Origin of the sequence: Prescottella equi, assembly GCF_020171745.1 — a bacterium.
GTDB classification, from domain to species: domain Bacteria; phylum Actinomycetota; class Actinomycetes; order Mycobacteriales; family Mycobacteriaceae; genus Prescottella; species Prescottella equi_A.
Genome location: NZ_JAIVAH010000004.1, coordinates 288,971 through 303,802, shown reverse-complemented (window position 1 = coordinate 303,802; position 14,832 = coordinate 288,971). Strand labels below are relative to the sequence as shown.

Annotated in this window: 16 protein-coding genes; 3 read left to right on the top strand and 13 right to left on the bottom strand. The window is 69.0% G+C overall.

Annotated elements, in window-relative coordinates; genetic code table 11:
• Positions 1 to 10 precede the first annotated feature (10 nt).
• The 5 genes from LCL87_RS02785 to LCL87_RS02765 form a co-directional block, all read right to left on the bottom strand.
• Positions 11 to 850 (bottom strand): hypothetical protein, encoded by an 840-nt coding sequence (locus LCL87_RS02785; protein ID WP_225016418.1) that lies wholly within the window; start codon positions 848 to 850, stop codon positions 11 to 13.
• Between the two features lie 235 nt (positions 851 to 1,085).
• Positions 1,086 to 2,999, bottom strand: coding sequence for a propionyl-CoA synthetase (locus tag LCL87_RS02780; protein ID WP_225016416.1), 1,914 nt, complete (start codon positions 2,997 to 2,999; stop codon positions 1,086 to 1,088).
• Positions 3,000 to 3,163: 164 nt separating this feature from the next.
• The gene (locus LCL87_RS02775) at positions 3,164 to 3,925 is read right to left on the bottom strand and encodes a DNA alkylation repair protein (RefSeq protein WP_225016414.1); all 762 of its coding nucleotides are present in this window, start codon (positions 3,923 to 3,925) and stop codon (positions 3,164 to 3,166) included.
• On the bottom strand, positions 3,922 to 4,695 hold the full coding sequence (locus tag LCL87_RS02770) for a GAF and ANTAR domain-containing protein (protein WP_225016688.1): 774 nt from the start codon (positions 4,693 to 4,695) through the stop codon (positions 3,922 to 3,924). Before LCL87_RS02770 ends, LCL87_RS02775 begins: the two co-directional genes overlap by 4 nt.
• Before the next feature lie 99 nt (positions 4,696 to 4,794).
• Complete coding sequence (locus LCL87_RS02765; RefSeq protein ID WP_225016412.1) at positions 4,795 to 5,355, bottom strand: sigma-70 family RNA polymerase sigma factor; 561 nt, start codon at positions 5,353 to 5,355, stop codon at positions 4,795 to 4,797.
• A 307-nt stretch (positions 5,356 to 5,662) separates the two neighbouring features.
• Between LCL87_RS02765 and LCL87_RS02760 the strand changes: the two genes are divergently transcribed.
• Together LCL87_RS02760 and LCL87_RS02755 are read left to right on the top strand one after the other, a co-directional pair.
• Positions 5,663 to 6,016 carry a hypothetical protein gene (locus LCL87_RS02760; RefSeq protein ID WP_225016410.1) on the top strand — a complete coding sequence of 118 codons (354 nt, stop codon included), beginning with the start codon at positions 5,663 to 5,665 and terminating at the stop codon, positions 6,014 to 6,016.
• 24 nt (positions 6,017 to 6,040) lie between these two features.
• Positions 6,041 to 6,721 (top strand): GOLPH3/VPS74 family protein, encoded by a 681-nt coding sequence (locus tag LCL87_RS02755; protein WP_225016408.1) that lies wholly within the window; start codon positions 6,041 to 6,043, stop codon positions 6,719 to 6,721.
• A gap of 64 nt (positions 6,722 to 6,785) precedes the next feature.
• Here LCL87_RS02755 and LCL87_RS02750 read toward each other — a convergent pair whose 3' ends face one another.
• From LCL87_RS02750 to LCL87_RS02740, 3 genes are all read right to left on the bottom strand, one after another.
• Complete coding sequence (locus LCL87_RS02750; protein ID WP_225016406.1) at positions 6,786 to 7,832, bottom strand: beta-propeller fold lactonase family protein; 1,047 nt, start codon at positions 7,830 to 7,832, stop codon at positions 6,786 to 6,788.
• 312 nt (positions 7,833 to 8,144) lie between these two features.
• Positions 8,145 to 9,149 (bottom strand): MDR family NADP-dependent oxidoreductase, encoded by a 1,005-nt coding sequence (locus LCL87_RS02745; RefSeq protein ID WP_225016404.1) that lies wholly within the window; start codon positions 9,147 to 9,149, stop codon positions 8,145 to 8,147.
• 26 nt (positions 9,150 to 9,175) lie between these two features.
• Complete coding sequence (locus LCL87_RS02740) at positions 9,176 to 9,562, bottom strand: DUF1304 domain-containing protein (protein WP_225016402.1); 387 nt, start codon at positions 9,560 to 9,562, stop codon at positions 9,176 to 9,178.
• A gap of 79 nt (positions 9,563 to 9,641) precedes the next feature.
• On the opposite strand from LCL87_RS02740, the gene LCL87_RS02735 reads away from it, so the two are divergent.
• Positions 9,642 to 10,253 carry a TetR/AcrR family transcriptional regulator gene (locus LCL87_RS02735; protein WP_225016401.1) on the top strand — a complete coding sequence of 204 codons (612 nt, stop codon included), beginning with the start codon at positions 9,642 to 9,644 and terminating at the stop codon, positions 10,251 to 10,253.
• Positions 10,254 to 10,287: 34 nt separating this feature from the next.
• Here LCL87_RS02735 and LCL87_RS02730 read toward each other — a convergent pair whose 3' ends face one another.
• The 5 genes from LCL87_RS02730 to LCL87_RS02710 all read right to left on the bottom strand — a co-directional run bounded on the left by LCL87_RS02730 (position 10,288) and on the right by LCL87_RS02710 (position 14,798).
• Positions 10,288 to 11,793 carry a carboxyl transferase domain-containing protein gene (locus tag LCL87_RS02730; protein WP_225016399.1) on the bottom strand — a complete coding sequence of 502 codons (1,506 nt, stop codon included), beginning with the start codon at positions 11,791 to 11,793 and terminating at the stop codon, positions 10,288 to 10,290.
• A 75-nt stretch (positions 11,794 to 11,868) separates the two neighbouring features.
• A complete protein-coding gene (locus LCL87_RS02725; protein ID WP_225016398.1) occupies positions 11,869 to 13,071 on the bottom strand; it encodes an ABC transporter permease in 1,203 nt (400 codons plus the stop codon).
• Positions 13,068 to 13,967, bottom strand: a complete 900-nt coding sequence (locus LCL87_RS02720) for an ATP-binding cassette domain-containing protein (protein WP_225016396.1) — start codon at positions 13,965 to 13,967, stop codon at positions 13,068 to 13,070. The genes LCL87_RS02725 and LCL87_RS02720 overlap by 4 nt, the downstream gene beginning before the upstream one ends.
• Positions 13,964 to 14,515 carry a hypothetical protein gene (locus tag LCL87_RS02715; protein ID WP_225016394.1) on the bottom strand — a complete coding sequence of 184 codons (552 nt, stop codon included), beginning with the start codon at positions 14,513 to 14,515 and terminating at the stop codon, positions 13,964 to 13,966. The genes LCL87_RS02720 and LCL87_RS02715 overlap by 4 nt, the downstream gene beginning before the upstream one ends.
• A complete protein-coding gene (locus tag LCL87_RS02710) occupies positions 14,508 to 14,798 on the bottom strand; it encodes a helix-turn-helix transcriptional regulator (RefSeq protein ID WP_225016686.1) in 291 nt (96 codons plus the stop codon). Before LCL87_RS02710 ends, LCL87_RS02715 begins: the two co-directional genes overlap by 8 nt.
• Positions 14,799 to 14,832: the final 34 nt, after the last annotated feature.

The following is a 14,832-nucleotide window of genomic DNA, read 5'->3' as shown; positions in this document are numbered from 1 at the left end:
ATGTTGCGTCCTAGATGCAGTCCCAGGCGAATTCGATCGCCTCGCGGACGTCGTCGGCCCACTCCGCCCAGACCTGCTCGGCGGTGAGGAGACCGGCGACGCCGCACAGGGAATCGGTTGCGGCGCGGACGATGTCGAGTACGAGGTGGAACTGGTAGCCGCCGACGGTCGCGAGGTGGCCGTAGTCGGTCTGCTGCGGGGAGTGGTGCAGCGATGCCGTGTCGAGCGGTCCACCGTCGCGGCTGGTCGCGGCGCCCAGGGTGGCGAGCTCGAGCACCTGGGCGATCGCCGGTGCCGGTTCGGGCAGTGTGAGCGCGGCGGGTGCCGTCACCACGTTCGCCGCCGACTCGATCGGCGCGGGCAGCCCGAGGTCGACGCCGTCGGCTTCGGCCGCGGCCGTGAATCGCGCGCGGGCGTGCGCCGACGTGGCGGCCACCTGCCGGGCGACGTCGTCGCCGGCAGGTGATTCGAGGGCTCCGAGGATCCGGAGGCGGTCCGCCGCCGATCCGAGCAGTGTCCAGGCGGTGCTCATCCGTCCGGACTCGATCAGTGCGGCCGCGTCGAGCAGCGTCGACAGGATCTCCTCGTACTGCGCGATCGCGGCGATCAGGCGCAGTCCGGGGCTGTCGGACCAGAACGGGTCCGCCGCCGCGTCCCGGCGCTCGGCCTCCCGGGTCGCGTCCAGGTCGGGGGCCAGGCAGGCCTGCACGGTGACGACGACCTCACGCATGAGGGCGGCCTGGTTCGAGAGTTCGATGCCCTCCGGGTCGTGCAGGAAATGGCGTCGCGTGCAGTTCGCGACGAGATCGCGCAGAAGAGCGTGGACGGATGGCGTGGCGACTACGGACAATTCTCCCCCTCGGGCGATTGCGAATTGATGGTGTCGAATCCGATGATCGCTTGGATCCTGTTCGTAAACATACCGTGATCGAACCGTGATGGTCAACCCTTATGTGGGTCTGACCTGCCCTTTTGGATGTTTAAGCTAAATTGTCGTTTGGTACTAGTTAGTGCCGAATATCCGATTTATCCGAAAAGAAAGGCCCCGACCCTGTGCGGGGCGGGGCCTTTCCGGTGGGTGCCCGCTATCCGCGCAGCAGCTTCTCGAGGGCGTCGATGACGGACGGGTCCTCGATGGTCGACGGCACGGTGTACTCGTCGTTGTCGGCGATCTGGCGCATCGTCTTGCGCAGGATCTTGCCCGAGCGCGTCTTCGGGAGGGCCTGCACGACGGTCACGTCGCGGAACGTGGCGACCGCGCCGATCTGCTCACGCACCATCGCGATCAGTTCCTTGCGGAGGACGTCGTCCTCGATCTCGACGCCGGCCTTGAGCACCACGTAGCCGCTCGGGCGCTGGCCCTTGAGTTCGTCGTGGATGCCGATCACCGCGCACTCGGCGACCGCGGTGTGCGACGCGACGACCGCCTCCATGCTTCCGGTCGAAAGCCGGTGTCCGGCAACGTTGATGACGTCGTCGCTGCGGCCCAGGACGAACACGTAGCCGTCCTCGTCGATGTAGCCGGAGTCGCCGGTGAGGTAGTAGCCGTCGAACGTCGACAGGTAGGACTTCGTGTACCGGTCCTCGTCGCGCCACAGCCCGGCCAGGGTGCCGGGCGGCAGCGGCAGCGCGATCACGATGTTGCCCTCGGTGCCCGCCTCGACCGGAGTGCCCTCGCCGTCGACGATGTCGACGCGGTAGCCGGGCACGGGGACGGTGGGGGAGCCGGCCTTGATCGGCATGGGTTCCAGCCCACGCAGATTCGCGCAGATGGCCCAGCCGGTCTCCGTCTGCCACCAATGGTCGATCACCGGGACGCCGAGCTTCTCGGTGGCCCACACATAGGTGTCGGGGTCGAGGCGCTCGCCCGCGGCGAACAGCGTCGTCATCGACGAGATGTCGTACTTCGCGAGTTCGGCGGCCTCCGGGTCCGCCTTGCGGATCGCGCGGATCGCGGTGGGTGCGGTGAACAGCGCGGAGACGTTGTGTTCCTGGATCACTCGCCAGAACGCGCCCGCGTCGGGCGTGCCCACCGGCTTGCCCTCGTACATCACCGTGGTCGCGCCCGCGAGCAGCGGCGCGTACACGATGTACGAGTGGCCCACGACCCAGCCGACGTCCGACGCGGTCCACATGACCTGGCCGGGGCCGAGGTCGTAGATGTTGCGCATCGACCACGTCAGCGCGACGGCGTGACCGCCGTTGTCGCGGACCACGCCCTTCGGCTTCCCGGTGGTGCCCGAGGTGTACAGGATGTACAGCGGATCGGTCGCGGCCACCGAGACCGGGGCCGCGTCCTGCGCGTCGGCGGCCAGCTCGTCCCAGTCGAACCACGCGGCGCCGCGGTCGCGGTAGTCGGCGGCGGAGCCGGGGATGGTCTCGCGGTTCTTCACGATCACGGTGTGCGGCGGGGTGGCCGACAGGTCGAGCGCCTGGTCGACCATCGGCAGGTACTCGATGGTGCGTCCGGGCTCGAGACCGCCCGACGCGGTGACCAGCACGACGGGCTGCGCGTCGTCGATGCGGGTGGCGAGTTCCTTGGCGGCGAAGCCACCGAACACCACCGAGTGCACGGCGCCGATGCGGGCGCACGCGAGCATCGCGATCGCGGCCTCGGGGATCATCGGCATGTAGATCACGACGCGGTCGCCGGCGACGACGCCCTGCTCGGACAGCACACCCGCGAACCGGGCGACCTCCGCGAGCAGTTCGGCGTACGTGTACGTCCGCTGCGCGGGCACCATCGCCGAGTCCCAGATCAGCGCGGCCTGGTCGCCGCGGCCGTCGCGGACGTGCCGGTCGAGCGCGTTGAAGCACGTGTTGAGGGTGGCGTCGGGGAACCAGCGGTACATCGGGGCGTTCGAATCGTCCAGCGCGCGCGTCGGCGCGGTGTCCCACTCGACGGCGTCGGCGGCCGCGAGCCAGAAGCCGTCCGGATCGTCCACGCTCTGACGGAAGGCCTCGGCGTAGGCGCCGGTTGCGTGCTCGGCGGTGCTCATCGATTCGTGTCCTCTCGGGTCCTGACACTGCGTCGGAGACGCACGCGTGACCTTGCAGCTGTGATGCACAACACCTTATTGGACGACCTGGCCCCCGCCGTCGCAGTGGACCGGTCGCCGCGCGTCTGTGCGACGGACGGCGCCTGCCGGTCGATGAACGGCGCTCATCGGCTCCTTGTCCGGTTACCGCGCAGTAGCCGGTAGGTCGCGCGGGTGTCCGCGTCGAGGTGTTCGGTGGCGTAGCTCAGCGCGGTCGCGCCCATCTCGGCGGCGTGGCGGTCGAGAAAGCCGAGCAGCAGCGCGCGGTCCACCCGCTTGCCGACCTCGCGGAGCATCCAGCCGGTCGCCTTCTGCGTCAGGTCGCGCCGGTCGTCGAGGACGCCGGCCGCCAGCTCCAGCGTCGTGGACGCGTCGCCGCGCCGGATGAACCCGAACGTCGTGAGCAGCGCGACGCGCCGCCGCCACAGGTCGTCGTCGGCGCCGAGTTCGAACACGAGATCCCGCGGCCTGTCGAACAGCCAGTCGCCGAGGATGTACAGCGCGGACAGATCCACCAGGTCCCAGTTGTTCACCCGGCCGCGGAGGACGGCCGCGAGATAGTGGTCGGCGATCTGCTTGCGGGCGTCGTCGTCGCGGTTCCGTGCGCGACTCGCCCTGGCGAACTGGTCGACGAGGATCAGCAGGCCGGCGAGGCGATGCTCGTGCACCGGGCTGTCGAGCAGTGCGTCGACGTCGTCGAGCGGCAACGCCGCGAACCGCTTGGCGATCGCGCGGGTCGCCGGTACCCGGACGCCGACGAACACGTCGCCCTCGCCGTACTCGCCAGGACCGGTCTTGAAGAACCGCTGGAGGTGCTCGGCGTCGTCCGCGTCGGCGACCTCCGTCAACGCGGCGATCACCTCCTCCGCGGCGCCGACAGACCTCACGATGCGGTCTCGTCGGACGCGGATCCGTTTGCTGCGCTGAGTCGTTCGACGAGGTCGACGGCGACGTCACGAAGGCGCGTGTTGGTCGTCTGCGACTGCCTGCGCAGCAGTTGGAAGGCCTGGTGCGCGTCGATTCGGTGGAGTGCCATCAGCATGCCCTTCGCCTGCTCGATGGGCGCCCGGGTCTCCAGTGCGCGTTGCAGGGCGTCCGCGGCGTCGCGCGCGGACTTGAACCGCGCGAACTCGCCGATCGCGCGGGAGACGGTGCCGGTGAGCAACTCGAGGACGTCGGCGTCCACCTCGTCGAAGGCCGCGGGCCCGCGGCCGTACAGGTTGAGCGCGCCGAGGGTGTGGTCGTCGACGAACAGGGGAGCGGCCAGGAAACTGCGAATTCCCTGCGCACGAGCCGATTCCGTGAACGCGGGCCACCGGTCCGTCGCCTCGTCGAGGTCCACCAGGACCGTCTCGCGGGTTCGGGACGCCTCCAGACACGGACCCTCGCCGGCGGCGTACTGCTCGTGGTCGACTCGCAGGGTGCGGCCGTCCGTGTACGCGGCGGTGTAGGTACGCCCGCCGAAGTCCACCGTCACGCCGGTGCTGTCCGCGCCGTCGATGACGTCGTGGGCCACCTCCGTCACCCGCTGCAGCAGGTCGGCCAGGTCGTCCTCGTCGGTGATGCTCTCGCCCAGCGACAACAGCAGCGACGCCAGCGCGGTCGGCGACAGATCGGACTGCTCGGCGACCGCCACGACGTCGGCGACGTCGTGCAGTGGGGCGGGTGCCGCGCCGTCGAAGGCTCCGTCGTCGGGCCACTGCTCACTCTGGGACAACTTGCCGACCTCCTTCGGTTCGCGGCAGGTACGTCGAACTCATCGCCACTCCTGCAGTCGCGTCGCCAGTGCCGCGGTGGCGCGACGATGCTGCCCTCGGGCGGCGTCCGGGCTCAGGCCCAGCGCCGCGCCGATCTCGGGATACGTCATCGCGTCCACCTCTCTCATCACCCATGATGCGCGCTGACGTGCCGGAAGTTCACGTAACGCCCGGTCGAGGGCGGTCAGGAAGGCGCTGCTCGAGACCGCCACGTGGGGTTCCAGCGCCGGTCGCTCGGGTACCCCGTGCAGGATCTCGTCGTCCACGACGTCGGGCCGGCGGCGGCGGTGCAGGTCGAAGATCTTGCGGTTGCAGATCGCATACAGCCACGTGCCGATCGACGCGTCGCCGCGGAACGAGCCCAACTGGTGCCAGGCGGCGATGAACGTCTCCTGCACGACGTCGTCGGCGGTGTCCTCGTCGGAGGTCAGCGACCGGCAGTATCGGCGCAGTTCGGGGCCGTAGCGGTCCACGAATCCCGCGAAAGTGGCGTCGGGGTGATCGGCCCGGCGCGCGGCATGGGCAGGCCTCGGCGGCACGCCCACGGCCCGTTCGGTCACTGAATACACTCCTCCCGTCGAAGCCGTCGCGGGAGTGAGGCACGCAGACTGTACACCGAGTCTCTCCCCGTCCGGCCAATCCGCAGGGCGCCGGCGCAACAGCGCTCAGGTGTGCGGCACATCACAGCAATCGGGTGTTCGGTTCGGTGATCTCGAACCGTCTAACGGTGTGGGAGAGCAGGTACACAGCGTCGGTTTCGTGAGAAGGTGAGAGCGTTGGGAAAAGGCCGATAGGCACGCCAATCGATCAGGTGCGCAGCATCGTTCGAGGGGTCGATGCCGGAGCCTCGTTACTGGTGGGTGCATCGTGCCGCTGACTGGTGAACACACCCGGCGCTACGCCGACGCTCTCGTCGCGCTGGCCGCCGCTACGCATCGTCCCGCGAACATCGTCAACCTGGGTGAGACGTACGCGATCCGCGTCGAGTTCGAACTGGGGCGACACCTGCTGGCCACCAACGACGGCGGCGATCTGTCGACCGACGGCGGCGACGGCAGCTGGACCGTCCGATTGTGCGGCCGCAGTGGCGAAGTGCTTGCCGAGGCCGACGGCGAGTGGCTCGTCGATGCGTTCGACGCGGTGATCGCCACGCTGCGATCCTCGGACTGGTGGACGGACGGCGGGACCCTGTTCGGAGAGTTCACGCCCTCGAACTCCTGACGTCCCGCCCGTACGGTTGAGGACATGGCTCCACTCATCGCTGAAGACCTGCTGTTGTTGCTGCTCGACGACGAGTCCGGGGATCCCCTCACGGACGGCACCAAACTGCCCCGAGTGTTGGCCGGCGCCGTGCTGCTCGAACTGGCGCTCGACGGGTACGTGACACCGGCCGACGAGGGCGAGGACGTCAAGAAGGGTCGGCTCGTGGTGCGACTCGACGGGACGCCCGACGACCCCATCCTCGCCCGCACCCTCGACGTGATCCGCGATGCCCGCCGGCCGATGAAGCCCGAGGCCGTGATCGAGAAGCTCGACAGCGAGCTGCGGACCGCGGTCTTCGAGCGGGTGATCGACCGCGGCTGGGTGCGCGAGAGCCGACGCAAGGTGCTCGGCATCTTCCCGGCGAAGACGTGGCCGCCGGTCGACGAGAGCCACGAGCGCGAGGTGCGCCACGAACTGTCCGGTGTGCTGATCGAGGGGCTCGCCCCGGCCCCGCGCGCCGCGGCCCTGATCTCCCTGCTGTCCGCGGTGGACGCCGCTGCGAAGGCCTTCCCCGAGGCCGACCGCAAGGCGATCCGCAAGCGTGCCAAGGACATCGCGGAGGGGGAGTGGGCCGGCGCCGCGGTACGGAAGGCGGTCGACGCGATCAACACCGCCGTCTTCGTGGCCGTGATGGTTCCGGCGGTGGCGGCCGGGAGTTCCTGACGGACCGGCCGAATGTCACACACGTTCAGTTCGACTGAACGTGTGTGACATTCGGCCACGGGCATCAGCTGCCGAAGAGGCTTCCGAGCGAGCCGAGCGAGCCTGCCGGCGTGGGGTAGTCGATCCGGACGACCGACACCGTGCCGCTGTTGGTGCCCGTCACCCAGGCCTCGCTGCCGTCGGGCTTGATCGCGACGCCTACCGGGAGGAGTCCGACCGCGACGGCGGGGCCGAGGGTGTCGTCGGCCGTTTCGATCGACGCCAGCCTCGCTTCGCCGCTGATCGCCACGTAGACACGGCGTCCGTCGGGGGTGACGGCGAGGCCGGCCGGTCCCTCTCCGACAGGGACGGTCTTGGTGACCGTATTGCTGGAGGTGTCGATGACGAGCACGGCGTCGGTCTCGTTGTCGGAAACGTAGGCGTGCTTGCCATCCGGTGCGATCGCGATTCCGACCATCGCTGTGCCCGCCGGGATCGATGCCACGACCGAGTTGTTCGACGTGTCGACCACCTTGACGGTTCCGTCGAGCTGATGAGCCACGTAGGCGCGGCTGCCGTCCGGCGTGAACGCGATCGCGAACGGGCCGTCGCCCACCGGGATCGTGCCCGTCACGGTGTTCGTCGCTGTGCTGATTACCGCGATCTCGTCACTGCTCCGGTTGGCGACGTAGACATGGGAGCCGTCCGGGGCGGCGGCCACGGAAATCGGACCGGACTCCTCGCCGACGTCGACTGTGGTGATCACGGTGTCGGTGTCGGTGTCGATCACCGCGACGCTGCCGCCGAACATCTGCGCTACGTATGCGCGAGTGCCGTTCGGGGTGATCGCCAGACCGTAGGGCTTCTGATCCAGGTTGATGCCGTGCGGTTCGTCGGCGAAAGTTGTGTCGATGGGAATCACGTTGAAGCTCTCGCTACCGGTGACGTAGGCGCGCGAGCCGTCCGGCGTGAACGCCACCTCGTGCGGACGGTCTCCCGCACCGACCGTGCGGATCACGACGTCGGCGCCGGACGGTGGAGCCGCGACGAGGGTGGCGGCGAGTGCGGCCAGACAGACGGCGCCGGCGCGGGAGGCGAATCTGCGAGTGGTGATACGTGCATTCGGTTGCATGAGAGGTCCTTTGTCCGAGTGGGCGAGCCATGTTCGAGGACAGAACGATTCACCCAGCCGTGACGAGCGGGTACGGACCGGGCAACCCCGACATTCCGAAGACAGACAGGTTTCTGCGCGAAGTCGTCACCGTCCCCGGGATCCGAAATCCCTCACCACGAAGTGGAATTCGTAGCCCGTCGACTGCATCGGTGACGTGACAGGCAGGTTACAGGCAAGCACTCCCCGGGTGCAGGAAAATCGCAACCCGGCCGAATGTCACATGCGTCCAGTCGAACTGGACGCATGTGACATTCGGTCAAGCAGGACGATTCAGATCCGGACGAGCATCTTCCCGACGTTGCCACCGCGCATGAGCTGGAGGAAGGCGTCGACGGAGTTGTCGATGCCGTCGACGATCGTCTCGTCGTACACCACATCGCCGGACGCGAGCCACGGGCCCATCTTGGCGGCGAACTCGGGGAAGAAGTGCGTGTAGTGGCCGAGCGTGAAGCCCTTCAGCGTCAGTCCGCGGGTGATGATGTTGGCCATGTTGTCAGGGCCGGGGGTGCGCTCGGTCGCGTTGTAGGCGGCGATGGCTCCGCACAGCGCGGCCCGGCCGCCGTCCCGCATCACGTCCAGGGCGGCCTCGAGATGGTCGCCGCCGACGTTGTCGAAGTAGACGTCGATGCCGTCGCCGGCGATCGCCCGCAGTTGCGTCCGCACGGGGGCCTGCTTGTAGTCGAATGCCGCGCTGTACCCGTAGCGGTCGGTGAGCAGTTCCACCTTCTCGGCGGTCCCGGCGGAACCGATGATCCGGGCGGCGCCCTCGAGTCGGGCGATTTGTCCGGCGGCCGTACCCACCGCACCTGCGGCGCCGGAGATGAACACGGACTCGCCCGGCTTCAGCTGGGCGATGTGCATCAGCCCGACGTACGCGGTCAGTCCGGTGAGGCCGAGAATGCCGAGGTACGCGGAGACCGGCACGCCCGGAATCTCCTCCACCACACGGAAGCTCGCGGCATCACCCTGCGCGACGTCGCGCCATCCGAAATCGTGCACGACGACGGCGCCGACAGGGTGGGAGGGCGAGGTCGACTCGACGATCCGGCCCACCGCGCCTCCGGTCATGGTCTCGCCGAGGACGAACGGCGGCACGTACGACTTCACGTCGTTCATCCGGCCGCGCATGTAGGGGTCGACGGAGACGAATTCGTTGGCCACCCGGACCTGGTTGGGTGCGAGATCGGGCAGGTCGACGGTGACGGTGCGGAAGTTGTCGGGCGTGGGCCAACCCACCGGGCGGGCGGTGAGCTGGATCTGGGTGCTGGTCGACATGGTTCGTCCCTTCGGGGGTGCGGGGTTCAGAAGATCAGTCCGAGTGCGAGGAGGACGACGGCGACGAGGGGAAGCGTGCCCTGGGTGAGGGCCGCCCGGGCCTTGTCCGGCGACGACAGCAGCAGCACGAGCGCCGCGAGGACCATCGATCCGGCGCCGGCGAACACCAGTGCCGACCCGACCGCGGTCGCGCCGATCGCGACGCCGATGATGCCCGCGGCCGTGACGATCGCCAGGAAGAGGTTGTAGAAGCCCTGGTTGAAGGCCAGTTCCCTGGTTGCTGCAGCCTCCTCGGCGCTGGTGCCGAACGTCGCGCGGGTGCGCGGTGCGGTCCAGGCCAGGGATTCGAGGAAGAAGATGTAGACGTGCAGCACGCCGGCGAGTGCGGCGAAGATCAGTCCCGCGACGACCATGGTCACTCCTCCTCATTTTGAACTGATCGTTTCAATATATACTGCAATGGTCGTTCCACAACGAGAAGTGAGGGCCGTCATGCCACGAGTGCAGGAGTTCGACACCGACGCCGTGGTGGGCCATGCCCGGGATCTCTTCTGGGACCGCGGGTTCGAGGCGACGTCCGTCCCGGACCTCGAGCGTGCGACGGGGTTGAACCGGTCCAGCCTGTACAACGCCTTCGGTAGCAAGCGCGGACTGTTCGACGCCGCCGTCCAGGACTACCTGGACCGTGTGGTGCGCCCGCGACTGCGGATCCTCACCGATGAGCCCACCGCGCCCGATGCCGCAATGCGCTACTACCGCGGTGTCCTCGAGGCGATCGAGTCGCTCCCCGCCGACTATCCGGGCCGCGGCTGCCTGCTCCTCAACAGCGCGGCCGGCTTCGCGGCGCACGACGACGTCCAGCGCGCCGCGGTCGACGCGTACCGATCGGAGTTGGCGGCGGCGCTCGCACACGCGCTGCGGGCCCTCGACCCCGAGACCTCGGCCGACCGGATCGTCCATCGCACCCGTCTCCTGACGTCGCTGTCGATCAGTGCGCTGCTGCTGTCCCGCGTCAACCGGGACGAGGCCGCGGCCCTCGCACGAACCGCGCTGGACCAGTTGGCGGAGTGGTCCGCCGCCAGGAATCAGCGAACCACCACGTGATCACGCCTCGATAACGAGTGCGCTCCGCCGCGGGTCAGTGCGCGGGCAACCCCAGGGTCCGGTAGCGCGCCAGACGCGCGGTCATCCGGTCGTCGCCGGACAGCCCTTGCAGCCCGACCAGCTCGCGCGCGATGGCCGCACCGACGCGTCGGGAGAAATCGACGGGCTCGATCGCCGCGTCGGGCATTTCGGGAATGACGGCGTCGACGACGCCGTCGCGCAGAAGGTCGAGCGACTGGATGCCCTGCGCCGCCGCCATTTCGGGTGCGTGGCTGGTGTCGCGGTGCACGATGGCGCTGGCGCCCTCCGGCGGAAGCGGTGCGAGCCAGCCGTTCTGGGCGGCCAGGACGCGGTCGGCCGGCAGCAGCGCCAGCGCGCCGCCGCCGGTACCCTGACCGAGCAGCACCGACACCGTCGGGGTGCGCAGCGTGACGAGGTCGGAGATGCAGCGGGCGATCTCGGGGGCCAGGCCGCGTTCCTCGGCCTCCTTGGACAGTGCCGCCCCGAGGGTGTCGATCACCAGCACGAGCGGAAGCCGGAGTTCGGCGGCCATCCGCATGCCGCGCCGGGCCTCCCGCAGCGCGGCCGGCCCCATCGTGTTGAGGGCCGACTGGCCGGCGCGATCCTGACCGAACAGCACGCACGGCTGACCGTGGAACCGAGCCAGCGAGAGCAGCACGGTGGAGTCCACCTCGCCCTGACCGGTGCCGCTGAGGGGCACCCGGGTCGACGACGCGTGCCGGACGAGTTCGCGGACGCCGGGACGGTCGTCGCGCCGCGACGTGATCACCGACTGCCAGGCCGGAACGTCCGGAATGTCCTGCACATCAGCCGCTTCCGGAATCGAGGTGTCGTCACCCGCGGGATCGACGAGCACGTGGAGTGCCCGGTCGACCAGGTCGCGCAGCTGCGCCGTCGACGCCACCCCGTCGATCACGCCGTTGCGGTACAGGTTCTCGGACGTCTGCACGCCCTCGGGGAACTTGTCGCCGTAGAGCGCCTCGTACACGCGCGGGCCGAGGAAGCCGACGAGCGCGCCGGGCTCGGCGATCGTGACGTGGCCGAGCGATCCCCACGACGCGAACACGCCGCCGGTGGTGGGGTTGCGCAGGTACACCAGGTACGGCAGGTGGGCGGACTTGTGGGCGGCGATCGCGGCGGCGATCTTCACCATCTGCACGAACGCGACGGTGCCCTCCTGCATGCGGGTGCCGCCGGAGGTGGGCGAGGCGAGCAGGGGCAGCCCCTCGGCGGTGGCGCGCTCGATCGCGGTGACGATCCGCTCGGCGGCGGCCACCCCGATGGAGCCGGCGAGGAAGGAGAACTCGCACGCGATGACGGCGACGCGGCGGCCGCCGAGCAGTGCGGTGCCGGTGAGCACGGACTCGTCGACGCCCGACTTCGCGGCGGCCGCATCGAGTTCCGCCCGGTACTTCGGGTCGGGGCCGATCTCGAGCGGCTCGGTGTCCCACGAGACGAAGCTGTCGGCGTCGAACACCTGACCGATCAGTTCGCGAGCCGAAACCTTCTTCGCGGGCACGGGCCTTCCTCCACTTCTCTACCGAAAGGCCGCCGTCGTCCGGAGACGACGGCGGCCGGCACGGCTCCAGCCTAGTTACCGCGCGAGCGCCTCACGCCACGAGACCGTCTTGCCCATCCGCAGGATCGAGCGCTGGTAGATGCGGGCCGCGATCGCGGACATCGCGATGGTGACGACCAGCATCAGCACGACGGTGGCGACGATCTGCGTCACGCTCGCGACACCCGCCGCGATGCGCAGCGGCATGAGGATCGCCGAGAACGGCGGGATCCAGCTGAGCACGTTGGACAGCGTGCCCTCCGGGTTCTGCACGGCGCTGAACGCCGCGAAGAACATCGCCATGATCAGGATGGTCAGCGGCATCGCGGTGGAGTTGACGTCCTCCTGACGCGAGACCATCGATCCGGTCGCGGCGTAGAGCACCGCGAAGAACGCGAAGCCGAGGATGAACCAGCCGAGCGTGCCGACCAGGGTGCCCCACGCGGTGCCGCCCAGGGTGAGCACGCCGGTCGCGACACCGGCGCCGACGCCGACCACGCCGTACACGGTCAGCTGCGCGAGACCGACCGCACCGATGCCGATCACCTTGCCCCACAGCAGCTGCAGCGGACGCAGCGTCGACAGCAGCAGCTCGACGACGCGGGACGACTTCTCCTCGACGACACCCATCGCGACGTACATGCCGAACGCCAGGATCTGCATGTACAGCAGGATCACGACGGCGGTGGAGAGCGCGATGCGCTGTCCGCGTTCGGGATCCGGCGGGTCGATCGCGTCGACGGTGACCACGGCCGACTTGGTGTTCTCGGCTAGCTGTGCGGCGTCGACGCCCTGCGCGGCCAGCGCGGCGCTCTGGGCCTGCGCGGCCACTGCGCCGTCGAGCACCACGCGGAGCGAGGTGTCGATCTCCGACTTCGTGATCGCGGTGACGGCGCCGCCGTTGCCCGGCACCACGGCGACGTCGAGGTCGCCGTTCTCGACCTGGGTGCGGGCGGTCTGCTCGTCCGCGATCTCGGTCACCTCGACCGGGTTGCCGGCCGCGACACCGGTCGCGACGAGGACCGCGCTCAGCGACTGGTCGCCGACGAGCCCAACCTTGGAGCGGGAGTCGTCGTCCATCCCGGAGAAGATCGACGCGGCGACGATGCCGCCGATGATCGCGATCAGAACGATCACGTTGCTGACCAGGAAGCTCTTCTTCTGCACCTGGGTCAGGAATTCGCGCCGGGCCACCAGGGCGATGGCGCGGGTCGGGTTCAGCCCGCTGCGCTCGCTCACGCGGACACCACCTCTCGGAACAGTTCGGTCAGGGACGGCTTGCGGACCGCGAACTCGTGCACGGGTCCGGTCTTCAGTGCGGCGTGCAGGACGGCCTGGTCGTCGGCGCCCGCGCCGAGCGAGAGCACCGTGCGGCCGTCGGCGTGGCTGACGGTCCGCACCCCGAACAGGTGGTCGGCCCACCCGGCCGGCGCGGCCGGGGCGTGGACGTCGAGGAGAACGTCGCCGCTGCCGCGGAGTTCGTCGACGGTGCCGATGGAGTTCATCCGGCCCTTCGCGATGATCCCGACCCGGTCGCACAGACGCTGCACCAGGTCGAGCTGATGACTCGAGAAGATCACGGGCACACCCGAGTTCGCCTTCTCCACCAGCACGTCACTCATGACGTCGACCGCCACCGGGTCGAGGCCCGAGAACGGCTCGTCGAGGATGAGGACGGCCGGGTCGTGCACCAGTGCCGCCGCGAGCTGCACGCGTTGCTGGTTGCCCAGGCTGAGCGCGTCGACGGCGTCGTTCACCCGCGCGGCGATGCCGAGACGCTCGGTCCACCGGCTTGCGGCGTCGGCCGCTTCGGCCCGCGAAAGCCCGTGCAGTTCCGCCAGATACGTGAGCTGCCGGCCGACCTTCATCTTGGGGTAGAGGCCGCGTTCCTCGGGCATGTAGCCGATCGAGCGGCGGACCTCGAGGTCGACGGGCTTGCCGCCGAGGCGCACCTCGCCGCTGTCGGCGGCGAGCACCCCGAGAGCGATGCGCATCGCGGTGGTCTTGCCGGCGCCGTTGCTGCCGACGAAGCCGAAGATCTCGCCGGGGCGGACGTCGAAACTCAGGCTCTCGAGCGCGACGACGTCGCCGTAGCGTTTGGCGATCCCGTCGAAGGTGAGGGTCTGGCCGGTCATTGGGTCTCCTCGTGGTCGTCGGTGTCGGGGTCTGGGCGGGTCCACGCCAGGATCATCGCGGGCGAGCATGCGCCGATGATCAGCGTGGTGAGGACGAACAGTCCGGCTGAGTAGGCGAGGTTGGACCGGTCGATATCGACGTCCAGTGAGCCGCCGATGATCAGGAACATCGCTGGGACGAAGGTCAGGACCTGGGTGACGGTGAGTCCGATGGAGCGTGCGCTGTCGCGTTGCTGGACCTCCCACTCGTCGAGCGCGTCGCGAGGCGCGTCACCCTGGCGGCCCGAGACGATCTGCAGGACGGTCCAGGCCGCCATGAAGGCGAGGCAGGCGGGCACCCACAACAGTGGGCCGATCCGCATGTTCGTCAGACAGACGGCGCCGACGGCGACCATGCATCCCAGAACCACTGCCAGGGTGACGACGAGGACGCGGCGTCGTGCCCGTGTCCGCCACCTGGGCAGCCAGTGCTTGAACTGCTCCTCGTTCTTCAGGAACCGCCGGGTTCGGAAATCCTGGTACCGCTCGAGTAGGCCCGGGTCAGCCATCGTCGTCGACTCCTCGTAATCGGTCGGATCGGTACAACTCGGTACTGAGCGGTCCGAACTCGGTGCGGGAGAACACGGCCTCCACCGGCAGTTCGAACACCGCGCAGATCCGCAGCGCGAGGTCGAGGCTGGGGTAGTGGTCGCCACGTTCGAGCGCGCCGACGGTCTGTGGATTCACTTCGATCAGCTCGGCGAGCTGCGCGCGACTCATCTTGCGTTCGGCGCGCAGCACGGCGATGCGATTGAAGATGGGGAGACTCACCCCACGACGCACCGGGCTCATGCAATCGATCGTTGTAAAAACCCAACAATCTGTC

What these genes read in the sequence shown, in the direction of transcription:
- LCL87_RS02780 (WP_225016416.1), bottom strand. Translation starts at nt 2,999, where the DNA reads ATGAGCACCGCCGAGCACGCAACCGGCGCCTACGCCGAGGCCTTCCGT.
- LCL87_RS02755 (WP_225016408.1), top strand. Translation starts at nt 6,041, where the DNA reads ATGGCTCCACTCATCGCTGAAGACCTGCTGTTGTTGCTGCTCGACGAC.
- LCL87_RS02750 (WP_225016406.1), bottom strand. Translation starts at nt 7,832, where the DNA reads ATGCAACCGAATGCACGTATCACCACTCGCAGATTCGCCTCCCGCGCC.
- LCL87_RS02745 (WP_225016404.1), bottom strand. Translation starts at nt 9,149, where the DNA reads ATGTCGACCAGCACCCAGATCCAGCTCACCGCCCGCCCGGTGGGTTGG.
- LCL87_RS02740 (WP_225016402.1), bottom strand. Translation starts at nt 9,562, where the DNA reads ATGGTCGTCGCGGGACTGATCTTCGCCGCACTCGCCGGCGTGCTGCAC.
- LCL87_RS02735 (WP_225016401.1), top strand. Translation starts at nt 9,642, where the DNA reads ATGCCACGAGTGCAGGAGTTCGACACCGACGCCGTGGTGGGCCATGCC.
- LCL87_RS02720 (WP_225016396.1), bottom strand. Translation starts at nt 13,967, where the DNA reads ATGACCGGCCAGACCCTCACCTTCGACGGGATCGCCAAACGCTACGGC.
- LCL87_RS02715 (WP_225016394.1), bottom strand. Translation starts at nt 14,515, where the DNA reads ATGGCTGACCCGGGCCTACTCGAGCGGTACCAGGATTTCCGAACCCGG.
- LCL87_RS02710 (WP_225016686.1), bottom strand. Translation starts at nt 14,798, where the DNA reads ATGAGCCCGGTGCGTCGTGGGGTGAGTCTCCCCATCTTCAATCGCATC.